We start from the raw sequence: 22,937 nt of genomic DNA, 5'->3' as shown, positions 1-22,937 counted from the left end.
ATTCGTTAGGTTTATTCATATATTGCACTCAGCCTCCTGGTTCCTATTTCATTTGCATATAAATTATTTTCTGATAATTTTATTTTTTTGAGATTACCTTTATAAATCATTCTACCTTCTATATTCAGCAAGTTTTGAGGTCTAACCAGATTTCTTGATATTTTAAGGTCTGCAATGCCGCTTTCCTTTAGAATGTGATACACAAATTCTGAGCATAAAAAGCTATAATCGTTACATACTGGTTTGTTTAACATGCTATGTACAAGCCCATTATAGTTATATTTATAAAGGTGACTATTCGAAATGAAATGATCTAATATTACCTTCGCTTTTTCATACTGTTGCTTGGACACCTCCACCTCAATTATTGCACCATGTAAGGTATTACAGAACTTGTATACGCCTTCGTTAATATCTTCTTTTCTAAACCTTCCAATAAAAGGATTGTACGTATTCCTTCTTCCAAAGCTGTACATATGATTGAGTTCTTTATCTAAAGATATAGCCGCATGAGTATATGCATCATTTTTTACAACCTGAATAAGCTTAGACATTACCGTATTGGTTCTTGTCAGAACTATATATAAATAGCATTTTTCCATAATGAAGTACCTCTCTGAATTTAATTGATGTACTCATTATGATATATAGAATTAAAGAACCAATAAAAAAAATCTTAAGAAAAGCTTAATTTATCATTAAATATTTCTTGTTAACAGAATATCCATTGCCAGTACGTTGAACAGCTGTAACTGCTTTTCCCTTTCAATATTCCCATGAATTTCGATACACTCAGTTTAGGCGGAATTGCAACCAACATGTGAATGTGGTCAGGGCAAGCATTTGCCTGGATTACATACTATGAACATTTGCCAAAGAACAGCTTTACCAATTCAGCATATTTTTTAGGATATACCAAACTCATCTCGCCATGTTTCATTGCCGGTGCTATATAAAGTTCACTATCTTTGATTGCTTCACGCAATCGTTGGGCAGATTTTCTCATAATTCCAATTTCATTTTCTCCGACAATAATCAAAATCTTTGATTTGGTATTCGTAATGCTGCTTTTTAAGTTATAGTTACCGTTACTTAGTGTGATATTGATTAGCGATTGCTTTGATATTTTCAGACTGTCCTGATAATACTGTTCAAACATATCGGCAGGGACACAAAGCGATTTTGCTTGCAGTTTGGAAAACCATCTTCTCTTAACCAATCCATAAAAAAGTTTGTATGTTGGAACAGTCATAATCGCAGTTCCTTTGATTGGATACACCAATGCGCTTTCAAGAATTGCATATTGTGTAATGTCCGCTCGTTGGGATAGAACCTCTATTGTTATCTGCGCACCAATTGACAGCCCACTGATAGCAAATACTTTACCGTTATAATTTGTATCAATATAGTCTATGAGTTTCCCTGCAGAATTCTGAATGCTGATAAATTCTTCATCGCCATCCTCACCGTGACCGTCAATGATAGGTGTAACAACGTGAAATTCAGATTGTAGTTGTTCAACGATGCTTTGCAAAGACCAAAAAGACAAACCGCCGCCGTGTAATAAAATAATTGTGGGCAGTTTTTTATTCGATGTTTCTTTGAATATCATTTCTTTTTCCTTTCACGAGGTTCAAATTTCTGTTTATCTATTTATAATGGAATCGCCTTTGAATCGATAGTACCATATTTCCATAGAAAAAGACATGCCTTCCCCTTGTCGGAAGGCATGTCTATTGGAAATGCGGCTTAATTCTTTGTGTTTCAAAAGTCTGCAGCAATTTGTGATTTAGTCGTTAAAAACAGCCTTATTCCTTCCGCTGCTTTTGGCTAAATACAGATACTCATCAGCTTTTTTTATTAAATCCTTTCTTTTTACGTTAGCTGTTGAACAGTATACTGCGCCAATGCTAACTGTCAGGTTACCGCCCGGCTGTTTATCCTGAAACCTGAAATCATAACCTTCCACAGCTTTTCTGATTTTTTCCGCAGCTGTTTTAATCCCTTTCTCTGAGGTATGGCAGCAAATAATGGCAAACTCTTCTCCACCGTATCTGCATAATATATCCGTCGGATATAACACCTCTTTAACAACCGTAACGATTGTTTGTAAAAGCTCATCTCCTGCCGGATGTCCATTATTATCGTTATAGATTTTGAAATAGTCTATATCAAACATAATTAACCCAAAAGCGTTGACCTTTTTTTCCGATTCCCGGCCGTATGCTTGTAGCCTGTTTACGAGATCAATCTCCTGCTGTAATCTTTCATCAAAAAAATATCTATTATAAGACTGCGTCAGCCAATCTCGGGTTGCCAGACTCTGCAGCCTCTCATTGAGCTGCATAACCTCCTGCAAATTATTTTTATGCTCAGTAATATTCTGTTTTAAAATTATAGTTCCTATATGATTTCCGCTGATATAAATGGGGGTGATTTCCACCATATAATAGACAATGGCTTCATCCATGGGCTTGAGCATTTCAAAGCCCACTTTTTTTTGCTCGCGAACTGCTTCGTCCAGAAAGTCCATGAACCTCTTAACATCGAGAGCGCCATAATTCTTTTTGATTATTTCCATAATGCCAATTTTTCTGGATACCCCGGTAAAACCGCCTACAAAAGCTTTGTTGTAATCAATGACTTTAAAATCCTCATCAATCACCACATAGCTGTCAGAAATCAAATCAACAACCGTTTGCAAGGCGATGGGTACTACGTTCAGGAAATCAAACTTTACCGTAGCTATTATAAAAAAGCTAATAGTCACGGCAAAAGCAATATTTTCGATTGCCGTTGACCAATTAAAGATCTTAAATGTGCTGATCGCATCAATGATCAGCGAAATCATAATACCAATAAATATTAACGAGGATTGTCTGGAGAAAATGCCATAATTTTTTATGGAAAAAATCACGAGATAGGCCAACCCAATCCCTATACACAAATAAGAATATATCGTATGTATAATAAAATAGGTACCAAAAATTTGCTTGGAAGGTATCAGGCTAAAGACAGTATAAAACCAGTGATGACTCTGATTCGTAAACAGCACTATAATAGAGATGACAGGAACGACAAACAGCAGTGCATGCTTCCATATAAATTTTATTTTAGTTTGAGCAAATATTAACCCTGTAAATAATATTGAAATGGATACGAAAATCGCACCCAAAAAGTACAGTCGCTCACAAATTGCCTGTATCCATGGGACTTTGTCAAAAGTCAAATACAATAATACTGCGACATTCCATAGGAGAATGCTGGCTGTTATACTTAAAACAGCATAATGAATTTGCTTTTTCGGCGTTCTTTTTGCGACTAACAATAAGAAATATAATACCACCAATGTGGATAAAATCAGCAGCATATTAATGATATTGACATTATCCACAGTATAACCTCCTCTGCTTCATTTTCCCTTTTCACGGCATCTTTTCTTTTTTCTTACCGGAGCAGGGAGATGATCCGGAATGCTCAATGGCTCCAGTCTGTTATCTGTCGTTAATTATATAATAGCTAATATTGATTATCAATAACTTTAGGCTAGCGGTATATCGAAAAATGCACAATACTGAGAGATACATCTAATGTTAATTCTAGTACTTATCTGAATTAAAGTCAAAACTCTTATGTCCGAGAGCATAAAAAAATCCGAAAACCCTTAAAATTTTAAAGGTTTTCGGACAGTGGCGGAAGCGGTGAGATTCGAACTTACGAGCCGATTTAAACCGAACGAACAATTTCGAATGCCACGGTTTCCGTGGTTTTACCAAATGAAATTCAAGAATTATCCCCTTCTGATTTGAACCATGAATATCTTATGATAAATTATATTATGGAATCACTACATCGATCAAAAGTTCCGGCAAATTCGACGAAGAAGATCCCGTTATCTTAATCTGCACCGTAGTACCGGATAATCCGGTAAAATTTCCAGCCGATAGGAGCAGTTTATACCCGTTGGAATAGGACGGTTTTGTGATCATTGTCGTTTCTGTGCCGTTGACGTACACCTTGCTCACAGAATAATAGGAGCTGCTTGTATCGTTTAAATCAATCGATAAGCTTCCTCCGTCATTCCAGGTTATCGTCTGTTGGAATGCAGAGGCCAGCTTTTCATAGATTGTTATATTTTTTAAAACAAGGGTACGGTAGCCGGCGGCGGTAACTTTAATGGTTTTTCCTGTTCCCGCTGATACGTAGGCATTCTTCATCTTGTCGGCTGGAATGGAGACGTCTCCCCCTGTCACAGCAAGCTTATCCTTCGTGAACGCTTTAGAATCTATCGTGACTCCGCTTACTGCAGATGCCCAGCCGCTGTCGTTTGAGGAGAAGGTCAATTCCGCATCTTTTGCCATCTGAACCGGCAAGGTGACTGCAGGAGGACTCATACGGTTCACGATGGTGATGGTCTTATCCGCATAATTGTCTGCAAAGAGGGTTATCTGCACCTCACTTTCATCAATGATGCCGGGGATAACGGCAATATATTGGGAGGTGTCTACAGTGAAACCTTCTCCCCTCGTCAATATTGTATTACCCACTTTGATTTTTTTCAGTGCACCGGCGTAGCTATAGTTTTTTAAAAGAATGTCGGTTTCCGGCACACCGTCCACTGTCAACAGATCATAGGACACATCTGTCGGAACAGGACTCAGAATCTTGATCGGAAGCATCGCCTTGCGGTATCCATCTGCTGATATTTTCAGGGTATAATCGTCACTATAAAGGGACCCTGTTACGGAAAGGGTAAGGCTTCCGTTTTGGCTTTTATCCGCAATAGTAACCGTGGCTGCGGTTCCGCTGCTTCTAATTAGCTCCGCTCCTGTAATAGCCGCTCTCCACGCCTCATTTGGATCAAAGGTTACAGTGATGGTCTTTGTCGCTGTATCCATTTGACTTAAAACAGCCAAAGCCGGAGGTTCAGACACATCCGTGTTGATCTGGAAGCTGTAATCAGCATACCCCGAGGACCGCATCAGCACCTGATAAGTCTTCCGGACAGGGAAGCAGTCTCCGGATAAAGTAAAAGTCGGACTATTTTTCGTAATTTTACCGGAGGATACCGCCTGCCCGTCTACGGACACCGACAATCCGCTGATATAGCTGCTGACACTGCCTTCCACTTTCACGGTTACGCTGCCGTTTGGCTGAAGTTCGCTGGTCACCGCTCCGGGTACCGGATCTACAACTTGAACAGGAATTTTCAGTGGCTGATACCCGTTAGCAGTCACTATAAGGGTATAACTTCCGGCAGATAAGGTGACTGGACCCACGGTCAGCTTACCGGCTTCCGTTGCAATGGTCTTACTCTTATAATTCGTATCGAGATTGGAAGCACTTCTTAGAACCACGGTCTGAATAGCTGCTCTCCACTCAGCATCATCCGTAAAATTCAGCACAATATTTCCGTTTTTTGTTATATTGCTTTGCTCGAGCGACGTGGAAGGCGCTGGCTTGCGTTTGATATGTTCCTCCGGAACGGTTATCGTATTTGTCAGATCGGAATAATTTTTTGTTATGACCTTCACCGTAGCAGTCGTACCGGCTTCAAAATATTCGGACGGAATGATTAGTGTAGATGGTGCCGAATAGCTGATAGTGGTATCAAAATTGCTCGCCGGATAACTGGTACCGTTGATCAGGATATTTTGTAAATTGTCTGCCGACATAAAGCTATAATTAGAGGAGACCACCACGGCTCCGTCTGCTGCACGATAATCTATGCTGCTCCCTGACGGCATAGCGCTAACACGTTTCACAGGAATGCGAGCTTCCGTATAACCATGCGACCGAATCACTAAGGTATGGCTCCCTGATGTATTCCAGTAATTCATACTGCCGCCATTAATGGAAACCGTCTTTGCAGCCACATCTAAAACCGCCGACGTGCTGCCGGTGATCTGGTTAACCTCACCGGTAGAATCGTTTATAAAGAAAATTTTCCGGATGCTGTCGCTCCATTGTTGCAAGCTGTCCGCATCACTTTTCAGCACAACAGGTGTTCCTTTGACAGAGCCCCCGATTGTTGTATTGCCGCCAACCTTGACCTCTTCACCCTGTACCGTGAAGTCCGGTGCCGCAAGTTCTTCTTCCCCGCTGACAGTAAAGAAATAGATTTCATCATTATATCCGTGCTTTATCAAATGAAGCTCGTGTAATCCTGCTGTGAGCGTATCTGTATAAACTTTAAGTTTCTTTCCAAGGTTAGTATACTCATAATAAAGAGTATGACTGTTCTTTAGCGTATCTTCCTTTTGGAGTGGTTTCCCGTCAATGAAAATTCCGTCAAATTTACCTGAAAAATAAGATTTCGTATCTGTAGCATCCACTCGGATTACATCGCCCCGCTTTACGATACTGTCTCTTGTTAAAGGCGCATCCTTGTTGTCCTCATTTACCCCCTGGAAAGATACAATCCAAGGATAGGTGCTCTGAGACTCATTGAGATTCAGAGTAAATTCGGCATCTTCATATCCACGAGCCATAAAGGTCAGCTTATTTTCACCCAGCTTAAATTTCTGGCTAAGCCGGATGATAATCTTCGATTTATCCGCAGCATCTTGGCCCGTGATAAAACTGGTATCTCCATTGTGGTCGCTGTAACTCCCAAGCTTCATATTCCCCTGTAACAGCCCAGTCTCATTCACCTTTATTGCATACACCGCGTTTGCCCAGTCAGCGTCATTCCCGAAATTAAGCTGGATAAACTTGCCTAAATTTTCTGCCTTATCGCTGAAATCGGAGTCAAGAGTCAAAGAAGGCGGTGCCAGAACCGATTGCTGACTGATGAGAACGCGTTTTCCGAAATCCCCATTGTTAAGGAGATATTTGACGCGATAAGGGGGATTGACACTGTCCCCTTGTACAGCCTGTCTGACAAAGTGTTCCCAGCTGAAGTCCTGCATATCTGACAAGGCATTCTTTACAGCTTGATAGGAGAGGTAATAAACAGTCCCATCATCGGCAGTGTATTTTACAACATTCTTGGTAAGTGGGTTGGTTTCCGTACTCGAGGTACCCAACACACGAATACTGTAGCCATCTCTCCAAATGTTCAAAATACGATCCACCATTTCATTTTTTATCTCATATTTTTCTAATATAAGGCTATCGGCAATCAGACCAAGATCCACACCGGTTTCAATAGCGACCGGCTTGTTGTCATAGGGATTATAGGTTGCTTGCGTCACTGCGTCCACAGTGGCAGTACTGATGGCATCCGGTCGTTCGGCATTATTTTCCGTTATATAAAGATCCCAAAGATTCATCTTGGTTTCTCCATAGATTTCCATGGATGCAGCAAATGCGGGACTTATGTTTATTGTTATGAATACCGCTGCCACCAAAGCTATTGCGATTACTTTTTTCAATGAAGTATCTCCTTTCCTATTCTTTTACGGAATAGCCTATATCGTTCAACTCAATCTGCATATACTCCGTGCCCTTTACCAGCTTCAATATCTGCGGTTTCACGTTATTTGGCAGCATCATTTTAATTACCAGAAGCGAGTCATCGGCTGATTTCATTACTTTGCTGACGTCTTTTTCCGCATCCAGCTTGACACCTCCTATGTAATAATCATACTCTGTTAAATCCTTGGAGTTCATGAAATCCAATCTCAGTGCAACGGTTGCAAAGCTGACGAAATCCACATTGACGATGCCCGTTTTAGAAATTTCAACCCAATTTTCTGCTGTTGGAGATAAAACCGGTCCCGGGTCCGGTGTAGGGTCTGGTATAGGATCCGGTGTAGTTTTGTTATCATGGTTACTGCCATTGCTGCTTTTGGTTGTACCATCTACAGTAACACCGGAGCCGCTTTTATCTATAACCACGGTTTTTCCTCCTGTAACAGCAATTCCTCCCGCTACAACTCCTGTTAAGCCTTGTCCGACAATAACACGAGTCCCTCCTGTATTTACAGTAATTTGATTCGCATTAATCTGAACTTGAGCGACAGTGCCTTTTCCCTGCAGGGTGGTTTCCTTTGCGTCTATGGTAACTGTACTGATTACAGCACCGGTATCCACCGCTATCTTAGAGCCTGCAGCGGAGGATAAGACTTCCAATTTTGCGATCTTTCCCGACTGGAGTGTAACATCTGATTGTCGGGAAAGTTTCAGAAGTGAGACCTCTGCATCAAGGATCACTTGATTCTGAGCGATTACCGTATCCAGTACCGTTCCCTCCGAGGCTAACAGCCGAACAGGATTGTTTACATTATTTACTACAATATCTCCTTTTATTTTTGATGCAATCAACTTGACAGTATCTTTGCCTCCGCCTCGAATCACAACACGCCCTTCCACCGTTACATGATCCAAAGTGATATCACCGGCGGCCACTCCGTCGCAAAGTATGAGATCACCTGTTACAACTGAATTCTTCAATGTTACCTCCGGCACTGTGATCAAAAGGTTTCCATCATAATTTTGTGTATACTCTCCCGATTCATCCAGGATATTCTCTGCTATATTAAACATAACCTGAGCAAATTCAGCCCTTGTAATGTCCGCATTGGGGCGGATTATTCCATGAGACCCGTTGACATATCCTGCATCAATCATAGAGGCAGTGCCGCTAGCCGCCCAGTCAGCCACAGAAGATGCATCCTGAAAAGTTTTCAGGCTCTCCTCCTTCCCGTCAGGCATTTGAAAAATACGGCTGATTACCGTAAAAGCTTCCTGGCGCGTAATACTCCTCTCCGGCGAAAGCTTTCCTTCATTTCCCTCAAAGGCCCCCATTTGCACAGCTCTTGCCATATCCTGTGCATACCAGCTTGAAGCCGGAACATCCGTATAAGCGTTCAGACTTCCCAAAGCTTTAGCCTGAAAGAGCCGGTTCACAATAGCGGCCATTTCAGCACGGGTCAATGCACGATCAGGATAAATCTTACCGTCATATGGTGTAAGCAACCCCTGCTCGACAGCTTTCTCTGCCGCTTCTTTTGCCCATCCAGTAGGCATGTCCTCAATGGATTGAGCCGAAGCGGTTACACTTTGCAGACAAAATACCATCATAAACATCATGGCTAGCACTGCAATTCTTTTCAATTGGTTCATATTTTCCTCCTCTTAACTAGTTAGTCAAGGCTAACCCGTATATGAAAAAAAATCTGCCTTAGCAGATCCGTCAAGTTAGCATAGGCTCACTATACCTTTTCTAACCTTTTCTGTCAATAGTGAATTATCTTTTCTTGGTGACTAAAATCAGCTCCAAAACAGTACGAATGGCAATTTAATCGATTACGCCAAAACAAGAGCTGACAAGGCTTGTATATCGGCCTTATCCAAAAATAAATACATGCAGAAAAGAATAACCGGTACATAAAAAAACAAACGCCCGCGGCAAGCAGGCGAATGTTATCTATACAATCTAATTATTTTAAGAATTCAGGATTTAAGCACTCCAATTCAGGCAATACGAATAACCCGTCTTTTCGAATCAGTACATCGTCGAAGTAAATTTCTCCGCCGCCGTATTCCGGCCGTTGAATCAGCACTAAATCCCAGTGAATGGCTGATTTATTACCGTTGAAAGCGTCCTCGTAAGCTGCGCCAGGTGTTAGATGGAAACTTCCGGCAATCTTTTCATCAAATAATGTATCTTTCATCGGATGAAGAATATATGGATTTACACCGATAGCAAACTCCCCGAAGTATCGGGCACTTTCGTCCGTATCTAACAGTTCATTTATTCTTTCATCATTATTGGAAGTAGCTTTAATGATCTTACCATCTTTGATCTCAAATACGATGTTATCATACGTGAAGCCTTGTTCTTCTGAAGGGGTATTGTAGGAAATAATACCATTCATTGATTCACGAACAGGTGCTGTATACACTTCGCCGTCCGGAATATTTCTTTCTCCGTCGCACTTAATAGCAGGAATATCTTTGATAGAGAACGTAAGATCTGTTCCCGGACTGATGATGTGTACCTTATCGGTTCTATTCATAAGATCAACCAATGGATTCATCGCATCACTCATCTTCTTATAGTCCAAATTGCAAACGTCAAAATAGAAATCTTCAAAATTATCCAAGCTGGTGTTAGCTAACTGTGCCATACTGCTGTTCGGATATCGTAGAACAACCCATTTTGTATGGTTTACTCGGTAATCCAAAACAGGTCTTAAAATTTTGCTGTACATATTCAGCTTTGCAGAAGGAACATCAGAAAGTTCAGCCGTATTATTTCCTGCCCGGATAGCAATATAGGCAGCCATCCCCTGCATCTGTGCAAGCTGCAGCTCATTCATGAATTGAAGCTGTTCTTCGTCGCAGCCGAGCAAAAACTGTCGGTTGATTTCTGAATCTCTGACTTCAAAGTAAGGGACACCTCCGCAAGCATAGATATCTTTAATTAATTGTTTTACTAAGGGCTTGCAGCATTCTCCTTCATAACTAACCAAAACCTTTTCTCCCTTTTGGACGTTACAGGAATAATGTACTAATCCTTCTGATAATTGTTTGATTCGTGGATCCATTTATCTAATCTCCTTTGTTTAAGTTAACTAGGTTACAAATTTATTATACCCGAAAAATACAGGGTTTAAAAGATGTCAAGAGAAAAAATATACCAAATCAGCAAAACTTCAACAAATTATTGATAGAACCTTAGGAATGATCTTCATATTATATGGAGGGTACCACCATTATAAGAAAAGGAGATCATCATGTCTTATATGCAGCAAAGCTGTGCTTATACGGCTGATACTGGCTATCCAATGCGGCAAAGTCATGTTCACGAAGTTCTTGGCAGCGTAAAAATTGAACAACTGAAAACAGATCCTCACAATCATCGCTTTGCTACGCTTACCAGTCAAGGAATCCCGGTCAGTGGGAACAATCACATTCATGAATTAAGATTCTGCACCGATTTTTATGAAGACCACTATCATGAATTTTCCGGAAAAACAGGTGTCGCTCTTCCTGTGGGAGATGGGCGACATGTTCATTTTATAGATTCGGTAACGTTTGTGAGAGAAGGACATTGTCACGAATTCAAGGCAGCAACTCTGATTAATGATCCGATTGGAGATTAATCGACAAAGACCTTATTCAATATTTATAGTACGCTCTCAGCAATATAGAGACGAATAGTAGATAAAATAATACCGGAGAGAAATCTCCGGTTTTTAGCTTATTATAGGTGAAATTGCGGATGTAATATGATATGCTTTGAAGGCAAGATTAAATAGATCAATGAGGAAAATAAATGAGAAAAAAGTTTTTAGCAGTTCTACTGATTATAACAATATTGGTCGGATTTTCTGCATGCGGCGATCCTAAAACGAAGGACGATACGCCGAATAAAGGCAATTCTCCGGCGAAAAGTTCTGAAACCCAAAAGGCAGATTTATATGCAGTTACCGAAACCCTTTGTGTGAAAGACGGAGAAAATTATGCAGGCGAAACGATCTTGACGACTATAGATTTTGCTGGTTTTAAATATAACTTTTCCGAATCACAAGAAACCTTATTTATCTACTTCAAACTGACGGATGAAGGGCAGAAGACTCTGAATGAGAAAACCTATAAATATGTGGCTGCGCCGGGATTTTTATCGATATGGGTTGGTGACGAGTTGATCTGTACGAATAAATTGTGGAGTCAGATTACAACGGATGAATTTGTGGTACTCGTGAAAGATATAAAAGAAGATAACGCAGAAGCTGTTATTAATAAAATAAAAGGAACGCCAAGGATTAGTTCCGTATCGCAAGAGCAAACAACACAAGAAACTTTACCGAGTATTGATAATTGGAAAAAAGAGGTGATAAGTGATAAGCCGGGAGAAACCCATATTCAGTATTCTATTGTAAAAGAAGATGGAAACAATTTGATCGTATTGGATGTTCAGTATATGACGGAAGAGAAGGATCTGGATAATGACAACCAGCTGGAAATAATCGTATACCAGAAGGGAGATAAAAGAAATATCGGTATCTATGATCTGATAGACGGAACGTTGAAATATATTGATGTGAAGAGCAGGCTTGGGGCCACTTGGTCCGAATATATGGGGAATATGGGCAATGTCGATTCTGCGTATTCAAATTACATTGAAGTTGCGTTTGAAGATTTAACTAAAGAGGTCCATTACGATGTCTATAAATATGACAAAGGTAAGCTGGTTTATGTATGCCCTTTTTATGATGCATTAAGGAAATATTAAGCTAAAATCAAGACACTTTTGCTTGACCGACGAAGGGTAAATAGGTATAATAGACGAGTGTCTGAGATCAAAATCAGCCACAATTTATATTTGGAGAGTTGTCAGAGTGGTCGATCGTGCGGCACTCGAAATGCCGTGTCCTTTACCGGACCTAGGGTTCGAATCCCTAACTCTCCGCCAATATGAGAGCTGTCAGCTAAAGGTTGACAGCTCTCGCCTTTTATCAGAATGATTTGTGTGTGTTTAATTTCTATTTCTGTCGAACGGGAATCCAAACTTCACTATAAGCGTAATCTTTTTTATGTTCATTCATTTTGGTAAAAGAAAAAGTAGGGGCATTGATTACTTCATAATTGGAAGAAGGAAACCATTCTGAATATATTTTTGCCATTGTTTCTTGTAACGTAACAGGAAATGGCCCTTCATTTGGAAATATCGCCCAAGTATAGGCTTCGACCGGCACTTTTTCTAATATATCACTTACTTGATTTTCAGTCGTCAAAACACCTATCAAGTGAGTTAAATCCCCTTCTTCTTTTAAGAAATTGGCATCCGCATCATAAGAAGCATTGACAATTTCATAAGGCTCTATATTTTGAAGAGAATGCATTTCTTCTTTTTGTTCGTTCGTTATACTTTGTGCAAGCTTTACGATTTCGTTATTAACACCTTCAAATTGCATAGGGACACGTTTGCTTACACCGACTAAATTAAACGCTGGTTTATTTTCAATTCTACATTCCATAGATACTCCTCCTTTGATATTTATTACGAATGAAAGTTTTGGGAACGATTTACTTATGCCTTTTTTTGTTACATCTGAGGGTAAAAAATTACTCCATTTTTTAAATGCTCGAGTAAAGCCATCCAATGACTCATAACCATACTTAAAAGCAACATCTGTCACTTTTTCTCCCTGTAATAAATCCTTATTTGCTTCCGACAATTTTCTGTTTTTGATATATTCACTAAGCGTCAATCCTGAAATATAAAAGAATATCTTTCTAAAATGATAGTCGGAAACCCTGGCATATTCAGAAATCATTTCAAGAGATAGGTCATCATCAGTTAAATGGTCTTCAATATAGTCAATCACACGATTTAATTCGTTTAACATTATCTCACCTCCTTGTATCTACATAATACCAAAGCTCCTTTAACGATGCTCGACTTTTTTAACACAAAAAATATCGAATCGTTATATAAAACATTGTAAGGTATGGCGAGTATCACAAGATTTGTATTCAGAAAAGTCGATAGCAAAACGTTAAATACGAAGATAAAAGCACAGAGAGTCTATCATTTGACTCCCTGTGCTTTTTCAATATCTGTGACTATTATATTTGTCTCACGCTGCTTCTTCTTTGTACATAGTTAAGATTTTTATTCGCTCATCAAGTTATACAGCACCTGTGCCATCTGGACACGGGTGGTCGTTTCCCCGGGAGCAAGTTTTCCGCCGCTGCCGCTGACTGTTCCGGTTTTAACCATCAATGTCATGGCGTCCTTCGCCCAGGAAGAGATCTGTCCCGCATCACTGAATGCCGACGGCGATTTTCCCGTATTGCCTTCCGGCAACTCGCCGATTGCTTTGAGTGCATTGTACAGCAGGGTAAACATTTCCTGACGGGTGATTTCCTTGCCCGGCGCGAATAGGTTGTTGCCTACGCCACCGGATATGCCGAGACGTTTTGCCTCTGCCAGATAGCCTGTGTAATAGGTGCTGCCCGCGTCGGCGAAGTTCTCTGCGGTCGCTGTGTCAGGAGCGATGCCATAAGCTTTCATCAGCATGACGATGAATTCGCCTCTTGTCAGCTTTGCGTCAGGGCTGTAATTGCCGTTTCCTGTGCCTGTGGTTACGCCCCTTGCCGCGATGAAGCTCACGGCCTTGCCGTACCATGCGCTTTCAGCCACATCCTTGAAGGTCACTTTATTGTAGCCAACCGCATACTGGGAGAAGTGGCTGGTCTTGAAGCCGATTGTGCCGGTGTCCGGATCATAGCTGCAATTGCTTACGACTTCCGGTTTGCCTGACCCATTGATGTAGTAGATGACAATGGCGTTCAAGTCCTCGCCGGCTTTCGGCGAATAGGGTACCGATACCGATACACTGCCGCCGAACTGGGAGATCGTCTGCTCGCCGCTGGTGACACTGAAATTGAATACCGGTCTGTCGCCTATGAGCTGCTGTGTTTCTGCGGATAGAGTGGATGCGTCTACTATGGAGGCCGATATGTTCACAACTCCCGCCGCTTCTCCTGCTATTGTGGAAAGTGCAGCTGCGTCAAAGCTGAGGGACGCAACAGGGGTGGACACTGTAAGTGCCGCTGTTTTGCCGTCCGCAGCCAGTTCCATTGCTGCCTTGGGGATGCTGGTTTCTACGGTTTTGGCATTTGCCGGAGCCGTTACCTTGATTTCTACAACCGCCGCCGCACCGTTGCCTTGCTTTGCCGCCGCTTCCGCCGCTTTGGTAATGGCCTCGCTTACCTGTGCCTGTGTAACGGATGCGGTTGCCGTGCCGCTGCTGTTAACAGCAGCTGTAGCTGTGGTTGTAGCTGTTGTGGTATTTCCTGAGGTTGTTGTTCCTGTTGTGGGTTGTGTCGGTGGTGTAACAACAGATGCGCCGCCACCGCCGCCACCCTTTCCACCGCCACCAGAAGACGCCGGCGGGTTCACCGTCACAGTTACATCGCGTGTATACCCGTCATGGCAGCCCGCAGCGGTGAGCTGGCCGCGGAAGATATAAGTCCCCGCCGTTAAATTCGTCGGGATGGAAAAGCTGCTGCCTGTCGCCCCGGCAATCGCACTGTAAAAAAAACCCCCTGGTACTTCATTGCGCTGCCACCACTGATAATTGACCTGACTGTTGTTGCTGGCCTCAGCCGCCACAGTCAGGCTGCCGCTGATTGCGCCCTGTGTGACAGTTGCATCCTGCGGCTCTGTAGTGACATTGATCCCATGTTTCTCGAACTGAGTGCCGTTCCAGAGATATGTGCCCTCCGTCAAGCCGTTCGGCGAGGCTGCTGCGTTTCCGTCGCCCACCGTGACCTGCCCGGAAGCGGTAAAGACCGTGCCCCGGTCCTTGAATTTGCCGCCCAGGCCTTCGACCTTTAAGGTCCCAATTAAATAAATCCCGCTTCCTGTGGTGGCAGACAGTATACCGGAAGAATATTTCAGGAAGCTGCCGCCTTTGCTGCTGGAAATACCCTGGTTAACCCCTGAACCCACCTTAACGCTTAACGTGCCGCCGTCTACATGCACTGTGCCCCCCAGGATGTCAATACCCCTGTCTGTAAAAGCATTGACGTTCACCGCGGCGCCGGTGTTGATGGTCAGGGTTCTATCGTCTCCTAACCGGATCTGGCCTCCTGCTGTCGGAGACTTCAGGTTGATGGTGGCGCCGTTGCCCATAGTAATGTTCATATTGGACAGGCCGCCGGAATTGCCTGTGTTCTCCAGATCCACCGTGACATTTACAAGGTTCAGCGTACCGCCATCGATATTGCTGGTACCGTTGCCGCCCCGAATACCATTCTGGGCGGAGTTGGCGATCGTTACCGTGCCGCCGCCGTTAATGGTCAGGGCTTTGCCGTTTGTAATGATGCCCCTGTTATTACTGATGGTCAGGGTTTTGCCGTTAATGTTCAGCGTGTGGTCTGCGCCTACTGTAACGTTGCCCGCGCTCACCGTGATGTCGTCCGTCATCGTGATGGTTTGCGGCAGCGCATATTCCAGCGCCGCTTTCAGCCCGTCTTCATCGCTGACGTTGGGGTTTGGACCGGGGTCCGCCTTGATTATATCGATGCAGTTGGCTAGGCCGGGTACCTCCTTGTAGGTATCCACTGCGCCCGCCGGAACATAGATGGAGGATAGCTTATCGCAATATAGAAAATTATCGTTGCCTTCGATGGCGGGCGGATTATTGCTCTCGAAAAACACGGCGGTCAGCATGGAATCGCCCGGAAATGCACTGTCCCCAATGGAGGTCACGGTATCGGGGATGACGACGATGGAAAGATCAGTTTCGTCAAACGCGAATCCGCCGATGGCGGTAATGCTGTCCTCCACGGTGTATTCACCGGTTATCCCCTTAGGGAAGGCGTACAGCGTGGCCCCGCCGTCTGTCAGCAGCGCGCCACTTTGTGCGGAGACGCTGAAGTCTGTATTACCATCCGCCACGGTAAATGTGGTAATCGGGGTGCCGACAAATGCTGTGGGGTTAATCGCGTTAACATTGGCGGGTATGGTAAAGGCGGTGAGGGCACAGTAAGAGAATGCGCTGCCGCCAATGCTTGTCACAGCCGGCGTGCCGTCAAAGGTTACCGTGGCCAGATTGAGGCAGCTAACAAACGCGTTGACTGGAATGCTGGACACGGCCTCGCCGATGGTCAGGGCGGTGACGGAGGCCTTGGGGGCATAGCCGGCAGCTATCCAGCCGGTCATGCCCTCGTTGCTGGTGATGGTCAGGTGGCCGTCATTCTCCAGCGTCCAGCCCGTGCCGCCGACCGGCGCGGAATACGCCGCAGCCTCTATTTTCAGTGGCTCGCTGATGTTGTTTTCCGCATCCTTGACCACCACATAGATGTCCTTCGCCCCAGCGGTCAGGGTAACGTCTTTGCCGCTAACTGTGCCGCTGACTGTGCCAAGGGATAAGCCGCCAGCAGCAATAGCTTCTTTTGCGGGAGCTGCTGCGCCGCTGTTCGCTACCGCATAGAACGCAGTACCTGCTTCATTGGTGGTAAAGCCGATGGTGGCCGCCGTATCGCTGGTACGGTTTACCGTTCCAGCCGAAAGCGTGGGCGCGGTGGTATCAACACCCTTTATAAAATAGGTGCCGTCCCACGTATAGGTTCCCGCGCTCAAGCCTGTGGGGGAGGCCGCTGCATCCGCCTCGCCCACGGTTATCTCGTTTGTTGAGGTCAGCGGTATGCCGCGGTCCTGCATGGGGTAGCCTTGAAGCTTGGCGCCTGCTGCCAAAATAATCTTTGAGGCACCGCTCCCCCCGACTGAAGCTAAATTTTGGGCTATCATTGCTTTGCCGGACGGAACGGTGATCGTAGAGTCCTTATAGACTACTGCTCCTGTACCCTCCGAAGAAAAAATGCCCCATTTTGAAGTATTTGTCGTGATCTCGCATTCTTTAAAGGTCAAAGCTCCGTCGCTAGGATCAATGGCCACTCCGTTTGCATCATTTTCAAACACAACTTGGCTGTTTTCGATGTCAGCAGTACCCGCTAGAGAAAGGCCTGTGTTTTGGCCGGACTGCCTGCTATTTTTAATGGTAAGATCGGACCCCGTTATAAGCATACTGTTGGAATAGGAGAGAATTCCAACTGACATATCACCAGTGTTCTCAATCGTTATTTCGCATCCATCCGACACGGTCATCTGACTGAGGGAGAAAATTCCTATTGAACCGAAACATTGATTTTGAATCCAGAGCGTGCCGCCTTGAATATCAATGGTGCCGAAATCGGTAATTCCAATGGTGCCGGAGCTGGAAGCATCGGAATTCTCTATGGTTATCGCACAATCCACCGATTGAAGTTTTCCGCTGGAGCCGATGCTCACTCCTCCCGCACCCGCGTTATTAAGGACATTAAAGGTCAGCCCATCTTTTAACGAGAGCGTTCCCTCCAATACGATACCATCTGCTGACCAATTCCTGAAGGTTCCCGGGCCCTGCACCGTCAGTGTTTTACCCGCGGGAATGGTCAGTTTACTGCCCATGACCTCTACTATCTGGTCTTCGGCAATGTTCAGCGTGTGGTTGGCATTCACCGTGGTTGTGTTCATTTGGATTAAGGTGCTGTCCACCGTGATGTTTTTTGGTGTGGCCGATTCCAACGCATCTGTAAGATCCCACGACGTTGAAACGGTGACATTTTCTTCTGTTTCGGCAAACGCTACCGCCGGCATCATTGTCAGCACCATGCACAGCACCAGCAGCAGGCTGCCGATTCGTTTTCTTTTTTGTTTCATTTTTGATCGTTCCTCCTCTTATTTATTATTGTTTTGAATAGACAGCCAGTGCAGGATGTCCTCCAGCGCAATCCGCGGGCCGTCCCGCCAGTACACGCTCCGGCCGTCGGTATTCGGTCGGGGCAGCACCTCCAATTCCCGCAAGCTGTCGTAGCTGTGATCCGCTTCCGGCAGGCGCTGGGTATCAAACAAGATTAAATGGCCGTTACTAAGCTCAATGTCCAAGGTCTGACCGTCTAAAATGTCCACCCGGGTTATTTGCAGCATACGTTATCACCTCATTTCTGCCGGTTTCGTTTTTACGTTCCGGTATAATCCAAGATTATCAAAAAAAAATCTCTCTGTGCGTAGGGTTAAGAAATCTTTACCGTTTTTTGAAAAGAATTTTCCGGCGTTCCATTTTTACATAAAATATGGTAAAATAATTCAATAAAGCGGAGGTGAGGGGATGAAGAAAATAAAGCTCTTAATGGTAGAAGATGAAGCCGATGTGCTGGAAATCAACCGGGAATATTTCGAGGGCAAGGGGTATGAGGCCGTCTGCGCAGCCACCCTTGCAAAGGCGCGGTTTCTGCTGGAGGAACACGCCCCCGACCTGATTCTTTTAGATGTGATGATGCCGGACGGCTCCGGCTTTGACTTCTGCGCCGAGCTGCGGCAAAAAACAAACGCCCCCATCATCTTCCTGACATGCAGGGATGAAAATGAGAGCGTGATCAAGGGATTGCTTCAGGGCGGGGACGATTACGTCACCAAGCCCTATGACTTGAATGTACTGAGTGCCCATGTAGCGGCGCAGCTTCGCAGAAACGGGGTTATGTCCGCCGGGAAAATCGAACTTCCTCCGTTGACGGTTGATTTCCTTGCGGGAGAAGCCACCTTGGACGGAATTTGCATTCCGCTTACGCTGAAAGAGCTGCAGCTTTTAGGCTGCTTCGCCCTGTTTGCCGGACAGCGGCTCAGCTTTAATGAAATCTACCGCCGTGCGTGGGGCGAGCTGTCCCCCGGCGCATCCGGCACGGTCAAGGCACATGTGTCCAATCTGCGCAGAAAGATGAAGTTCGATGAGGTTGGCTGGTTTGAACTGTCCAGCCCCGGAAAAAACGAATACATTTTCAGCAAAGTGCGGTATTAGCCTTTACAGTACAGGCAGGGTGAAAAACATGGATGTGCCGCGCCCTTCCTCGCTATCGATCCAGATTGCTCCGCCGTGCTGCTCCACGATATGCTTACAGATATACAATCCAAGTCCGGTGCCGGTATCCTGACCGCCGCCGGATTTTTGTTTTTGGCTGTACCGCTCAAAAATATGGGGAAGCCGCTCCGCCGCGATTCCAACACCGGTATCTGACACGCAGACTAAGATATGAGGCCCCTCCCGCCTTGCGGATACGGTAATCAGGCCGTTTACCGTAAACCGTACCGCGTTGGAGATTAGGTTGACGATGACCTGGGAGATCCGTGCCGGGTCGGCATGGACGGCGGGGAGCCCGCTTTCGATGCGGATGTCCAGCCGATTCTGGTTCTTATTCAGGATAGGGTAATGGGTTTCAACGGCGGTATGGATGATTTCATCTGTGTAGCAGCGTACCGGCTCCATGACCATGCGGCCTTCCTCCATGCGGGTCACATCCAGAACCTGCCCCACCATCAGGGAAAGCCGCTCCGCCTCGGAGGAAATAAGGGTCATCCGGCGGGACACTTCGCTGCCCTCCAGCGTATCCGAATTTTGGGCAAGCTGTTTGGTGGTCTGGGCGTAGCCGGACATCACCGTCAGCGGCGTTTTCAACTCGTGAGAAACATTGCCCAAAAACTCGGTTTTCAGGCGGTTGATCTGCTCAAGGGCTATATTTTCCGCCGCCAACTGCTCTCGCGCCTTTTCAAGCTCCCGCTGCTGTTCGTCGTAAACACGAAACTGAAAGTACATGGTGGCACCTAGGGCAACGCTGACGGCAATCAGGCCGACAACAATGTCAATCACAATGTTCCATTCCGCTTTGTACCAGATGATATACTGGGGGAAGAAGTAGGCAAAGAAACAAAGTCCCGTATAGACAGACAGTTCGATTCCCGCCATGACAAACATTTTTTTCCCGTCCAGCATAAACGCAGTGAAAATAACTGCGAAAATAAAGTACAACGGCATAGAGCCTCGAAATCCTCCGCCTGTGATAAAAACAATCGGAAAAACAACCAAAAAGACTGCAATAACGGTGATCATGTAACAAAGTTGATATTTTCCGCTCCGATAGGAGTAATACAACAAACCGATGGCAAGCAGCGTTGAAAGATAGCAGAAGGGTGCGGCTTCCGCTCCGGCGTCCGTTATTAAAGCCAGAGTGGCCGCTCCGGAGCTGACCAGAATTCCCGCCATTGCCAGTATATTAAACAGCCGGACACGCAGGCCAAGCTGTTTATTCAAAAATTTATTTGTAATAAATTGTAATGCTTTCTTCATTTGCCTACCAGCCTTTCATGTAATCAATATGGACTTTTTGGCGACCTGGCCAGCAGCCTTTAGAGTACGGGCAGGGTGAAAAAAACGGAAGTGCCCTTTCCTTCTTCGCTTTCCAGCCAGATTTCCCCTCCGTGGCTCTCCACGATATGCTTACAGATATAAACACCAAGTCCGGTGCCGGTATCCTGACCAACCCCGGATTTTTTTTTGCTGACGTACCGCTCAAAGATATGGGGAAGCCTTTCTCGGCTGATTCCGGCGCCGTTGTCGGCGACACAGATCACGATATGGAGATCCTCCTGCCTTGCGGACACGGTGATCAGGCCGTTTACCGTAAATCGGACCGCGTTGGAGATCAGATTGATGATGACCTGGGAGATCCGCCCAGGATCGGCGCTGACGGCGGGAAGGGCCCTTTCTATGTGAATTTCCAGCCGGTTGGCGTTCTTGTTGAGTATGGGGTAATAAGTTTCGATTGCCCCGTGAATGATTTCATCCACATAGCAGGACGTCTGCTCCATGGCCATACGGCCCTCCTCGATCCGGGTTACGTCGAGGATCTGTCCTACCATCAGCGAAAGCCGTTCTGCCTCTGAAGAGATGAGCTTCATTCTGCGGGATACTTCTCCTGCGTTCAGCTCTCCGTGCTGCTCCGCCATCTGCCTGGTGGTCTGGGCGTAACCGGACACCACCGTCAGCGGCGTTTTCAGCTCATGGGAAACATTGCCTAAAAACTCGGTTTTCATCCGGTTGAGCGCTTCTAGCGCATTCTTTTCCGTTTCTAGCTTCTGTTCCGCTTCTTTGGCCTGAGCCAGCACCCGGTTGTTCATCAGAAACAGGGAAACCGTCTGCGCCAGCACAAATACCAGCATGGCCATTTCCGATATGGGCGCGTTGGGCCCATCGCCGAACAAATCGCTGTACATCAAAATATCCGACAACGCGGCAAGGAAAAAGACCGCGATGCCGTATATAGCGGCGCCCTGTTCCTTTGTCGGGGGTTGCATATTCCAGAACAGCCCGGCAATGCCGGGAACGATGCACAAAACAAGCAGTATCTGATAATAGCCCAGCACTGAGGTATAGAAGATGGAATCTCCAAGCAGTACGCATAGTCCATAAACACAGGAGCCGAAAATCGCCGTATATTGAACGCCTCGCAGCAATTTTCCTGTGGCATACTGTCCGAGGTACAGCGAAAGAAATACGGTCAGCAACACTACGCTTAAATATTCCAGCATAAAGGAAAGGTTGCCGGGAATGGGAAAGTATGTCCATGCCTGACTTTGCAGAAGCTCTCGCAGTGCCATGACCACGCAGGTCAGAGCAAAATAAAGGGTCGCTTTTGTACGAGACAGCAGCAGGTAAATTCCCAGCAGCAATACCGCCGCACACAAAAACGCGCCTGCGACGGCCATCCCCTTGATCCGATCAAACACAAAGGGATCGGTGACAGTTCCTGATTTGCTCAGACTCAGCGACCCAAGGGACGCACCCCTTTTGGCGTGATAGAACTGCGCGCTGTGGAGGATAATTTCCATTTTGCCGTCCTCCGCCGCCGCGTCAAAGGTGATGTTATTTTCCCACACCTCGGTGTCCTGCTTTGTGGTTTCCGGATGGCCAGTCTGCGCAGCCAAGTTGCCGTTTACATAGACGCGCATGGCGTGGCGGCCGGAAAGGGTAAAGGTCAGAGTGTATACCTCTCTGTTATCCGGGAGCCTCAGAACAAACCGCTGGGAGAGGTAGTCTGCTCTGATTTCTTCGTAGCGGTTAATACTTTCGGAAACGGCCGTATCCGCATTTTCTGGCATCAGGTATGTATTGGGGTAATAGATTCCTGCCGGAGCAAGACGAATCAGTGTTCCATCCAAGTCCGCAAGTCCAGACAGATCATACACGCCATTTTGCTCTGTGACCGTGACGCTTTCAGGGCCTTCCGGCGGCCTGACCAACAGCATCAGCGCAAGAACCGTGACAAGCGCCGCTGTCAGAATCAATGACAGCCGATGCTTATGGGTGAAAAGTTTGATAAACGCCGCCTCCTTTACCGATCCGGTATGCTTTTCGCCTGTCCTCCGGCCGGGCAGCGTCTTTGGGAATAATCCACACGTTAGCAATTTTCTGCGCACCCTTGATGCGCCCATTGACACAGTGGTAGACCACCATCCGAGGGGTAAGGCTCCATTTCTCCGCCGCTTCTTTTGTGCTGATATATTCCATGATTTTCCTCCGAACCAATCTCTTTTTACCCATTATATTTCTTGATCAGGAAATATTCAATAAAAAATCAGCAAAAAGCATTCCGATGGT

At 45.3% G+C, this 22,937-nt stretch carries 15 protein-coding genes, 1 tRNA gene and 1 pseudogene; 4 read left to right on the top strand and 13 right to left on the bottom strand.

What is annotated here, in order from left to right; all coding sequences use genetic code 11:
- Positions 1–11: 11 nt before the first annotated feature.
- The 7 genes and pseudogenes from JYB65_RS02775 to JYB65_RS02745 all read right to left on the bottom strand — a co-directional run bounded on the left by JYB65_RS02775 (position 12) and on the right by JYB65_RS02745 (position 10,496).
- Entirely contained in the window at positions 12–602 is a 591-nt protein-coding gene (locus JYB65_RS02775; protein ID WP_206581090.1) for a hypothetical protein, read from the bottom strand.
- A gap of 149 nt (positions 603–751) precedes the next feature.
- Positions 752–850 (bottom strand): annotated as a pseudogene (locus JYB65_RS02770) (transposase); the annotation flags it as partial.
- A 9-nt stretch (positions 851–859) separates the two neighbouring features.
- Positions 860–1,612: an alpha/beta fold hydrolase gene (locus tag JYB65_RS02765; RefSeq protein WP_206581089.1), complete on the bottom strand. Its 753-nt coding sequence runs from the start codon at positions 1,610–1,612 to the stop codon at positions 860–862.
- 177 nt (positions 1,613–1,789) lie between these two features.
- Entirely contained in the window at positions 1,790–3,394 is a 1,605-nt protein-coding gene (locus tag JYB65_RS02760; RefSeq protein WP_342366611.1) for a histidine kinase N-terminal 7TM domain-containing diguanylate cyclase, read from the bottom strand.
- Positions 3,395–3,836: 442 nt separating this feature from the next.
- Positions 3,837–7,376, bottom strand: coding sequence for a hemoblobin-interacting domain-containing protein (locus JYB65_RS02755; RefSeq protein WP_206581088.1), 3,540 nt, complete (start codon positions 7,374–7,376; stop codon positions 3,837–3,839).
- 16 nt (positions 7,377–7,392) lie between these two features.
- Positions 7,393–9,069, bottom strand: a complete 1,677-nt coding sequence (locus tag JYB65_RS02750) for an S-layer homology domain-containing protein (RefSeq protein ID WP_206581087.1) — start codon at positions 9,067–9,069, stop codon at positions 7,393–7,395.
- A 317-nt stretch (positions 9,070–9,386) separates the two neighbouring features.
- Entirely contained in the window at positions 9,387–10,496 is a 1,110-nt protein-coding gene (locus tag JYB65_RS02745) for an aminopeptidase (protein ID WP_206581086.1), read from the bottom strand.
- Positions 10,497–10,685: 189 nt separating this feature from the next.
- Between JYB65_RS02745 and JYB65_RS02740 the strand changes: the two genes are divergently transcribed.
- From JYB65_RS02740 to JYB65_RS02730, 3 genes are all read left to right on the top strand, one after another.
- On the top strand, positions 10,686–11,054 hold the full coding sequence (locus JYB65_RS02740) for a YmaF family protein (RefSeq protein WP_342366610.1): 369 nt from the start codon (positions 10,686–10,688) through the stop codon (positions 11,052–11,054).
- Positions 11,055–11,227: 173 nt separating this feature from the next.
- Complete coding sequence (locus tag JYB65_RS02735; protein WP_206581085.1) at positions 11,228–12,187, top strand: hypothetical protein; 960 nt, start codon at positions 11,228–11,230, stop codon at positions 12,185–12,187.
- 92 nt (positions 12,188–12,279) lie between these two features.
- A tRNA-Ser gene (locus JYB65_RS02730) sits at positions 12,280–12,367 on the top strand.
- A gap of 70 nt (positions 12,368–12,437) precedes the next feature.
- Here JYB65_RS02730 and JYB65_RS02725 read toward each other — a convergent pair.
- From JYB65_RS02725 to JYB65_RS02715, 3 genes are all read right to left on the bottom strand, one after another.
- Positions 12,438–13,304 carry an AraC family transcriptional regulator gene (locus tag JYB65_RS02725; RefSeq protein WP_206581084.1) on the bottom strand — a complete coding sequence of 289 codons (867 nt, stop codon included), beginning with the start codon at positions 13,302–13,304 and terminating at the stop codon, positions 12,438–12,440.
- A gap of 266 nt (positions 13,305–13,570) precedes the next feature.
- Positions 13,571–18,169 (bottom strand): S-layer homology domain-containing protein, encoded by a 4,599-nt coding sequence (locus JYB65_RS02720; protein ID WP_206581083.1) that lies wholly within the window; start codon positions 18,167–18,169, stop codon positions 13,571–13,573.
- 18 nt (positions 18,170–18,187) lie between these two features.
- Positions 18,188–18,436 (bottom strand): hypothetical protein, encoded by a 249-nt coding sequence (locus JYB65_RS02715; protein ID WP_206581082.1) that lies wholly within the window; start codon positions 18,434–18,436, stop codon positions 18,188–18,190.
- A 181-nt stretch (positions 18,437–18,617) separates the two neighbouring features.
- On the opposite strand from JYB65_RS02715, the gene JYB65_RS02710 reads away from it, so the two are divergent.
- A complete protein-coding gene (locus JYB65_RS02710) occupies positions 18,618–19,304 on the top strand; it encodes a response regulator transcription factor (RefSeq protein WP_206581081.1) in 687 nt (228 codons plus the stop codon).
- Between the two features lie 3 nt (positions 19,305–19,307).
- Here the strand turns inward: JYB65_RS02710 and JYB65_RS02705 are convergent, their stop codons facing one another.
- From JYB65_RS02705 to JYB65_RS02695, 3 genes are read right to left on the bottom strand one after another with little or no spacing between them, the layout of a single operon-like run.
- Entirely contained in the window at positions 19,308–20,627 is a 1,320-nt protein-coding gene (locus JYB65_RS02705; protein ID WP_206581080.1) for a sensor histidine kinase, read from the bottom strand.
- 59 nt (positions 20,628–20,686) lie between these two features.
- Complete coding sequence (locus tag JYB65_RS02700; RefSeq protein ID WP_206581806.1) at positions 20,687–22,624, bottom strand: sensor histidine kinase; 1,938 nt, start codon at positions 22,622–22,624, stop codon at positions 20,687–20,689.
- Positions 22,625–22,637: 13 nt separating this feature from the next.
- Positions 22,638–22,865, bottom strand: a complete 228-nt coding sequence (locus JYB65_RS02695) for a DNA-binding protein (RefSeq protein WP_425331110.1) — start codon at positions 22,863–22,865, stop codon at positions 22,638–22,640.
- Positions 22,866–22,937 lie beyond the last annotated feature (72 nt).

Source organism: Clostridium aminobutyricum, assembly GCF_017255415.1.
GTDB lineage: Bacteria > Bacillota > Clostridia > Peptostreptococcales > Anaerovoracaceae > Aminipila > Aminipila aminobutyrica.
This window is presented reverse-complemented; position numbering and strand designations above follow the sequence as displayed.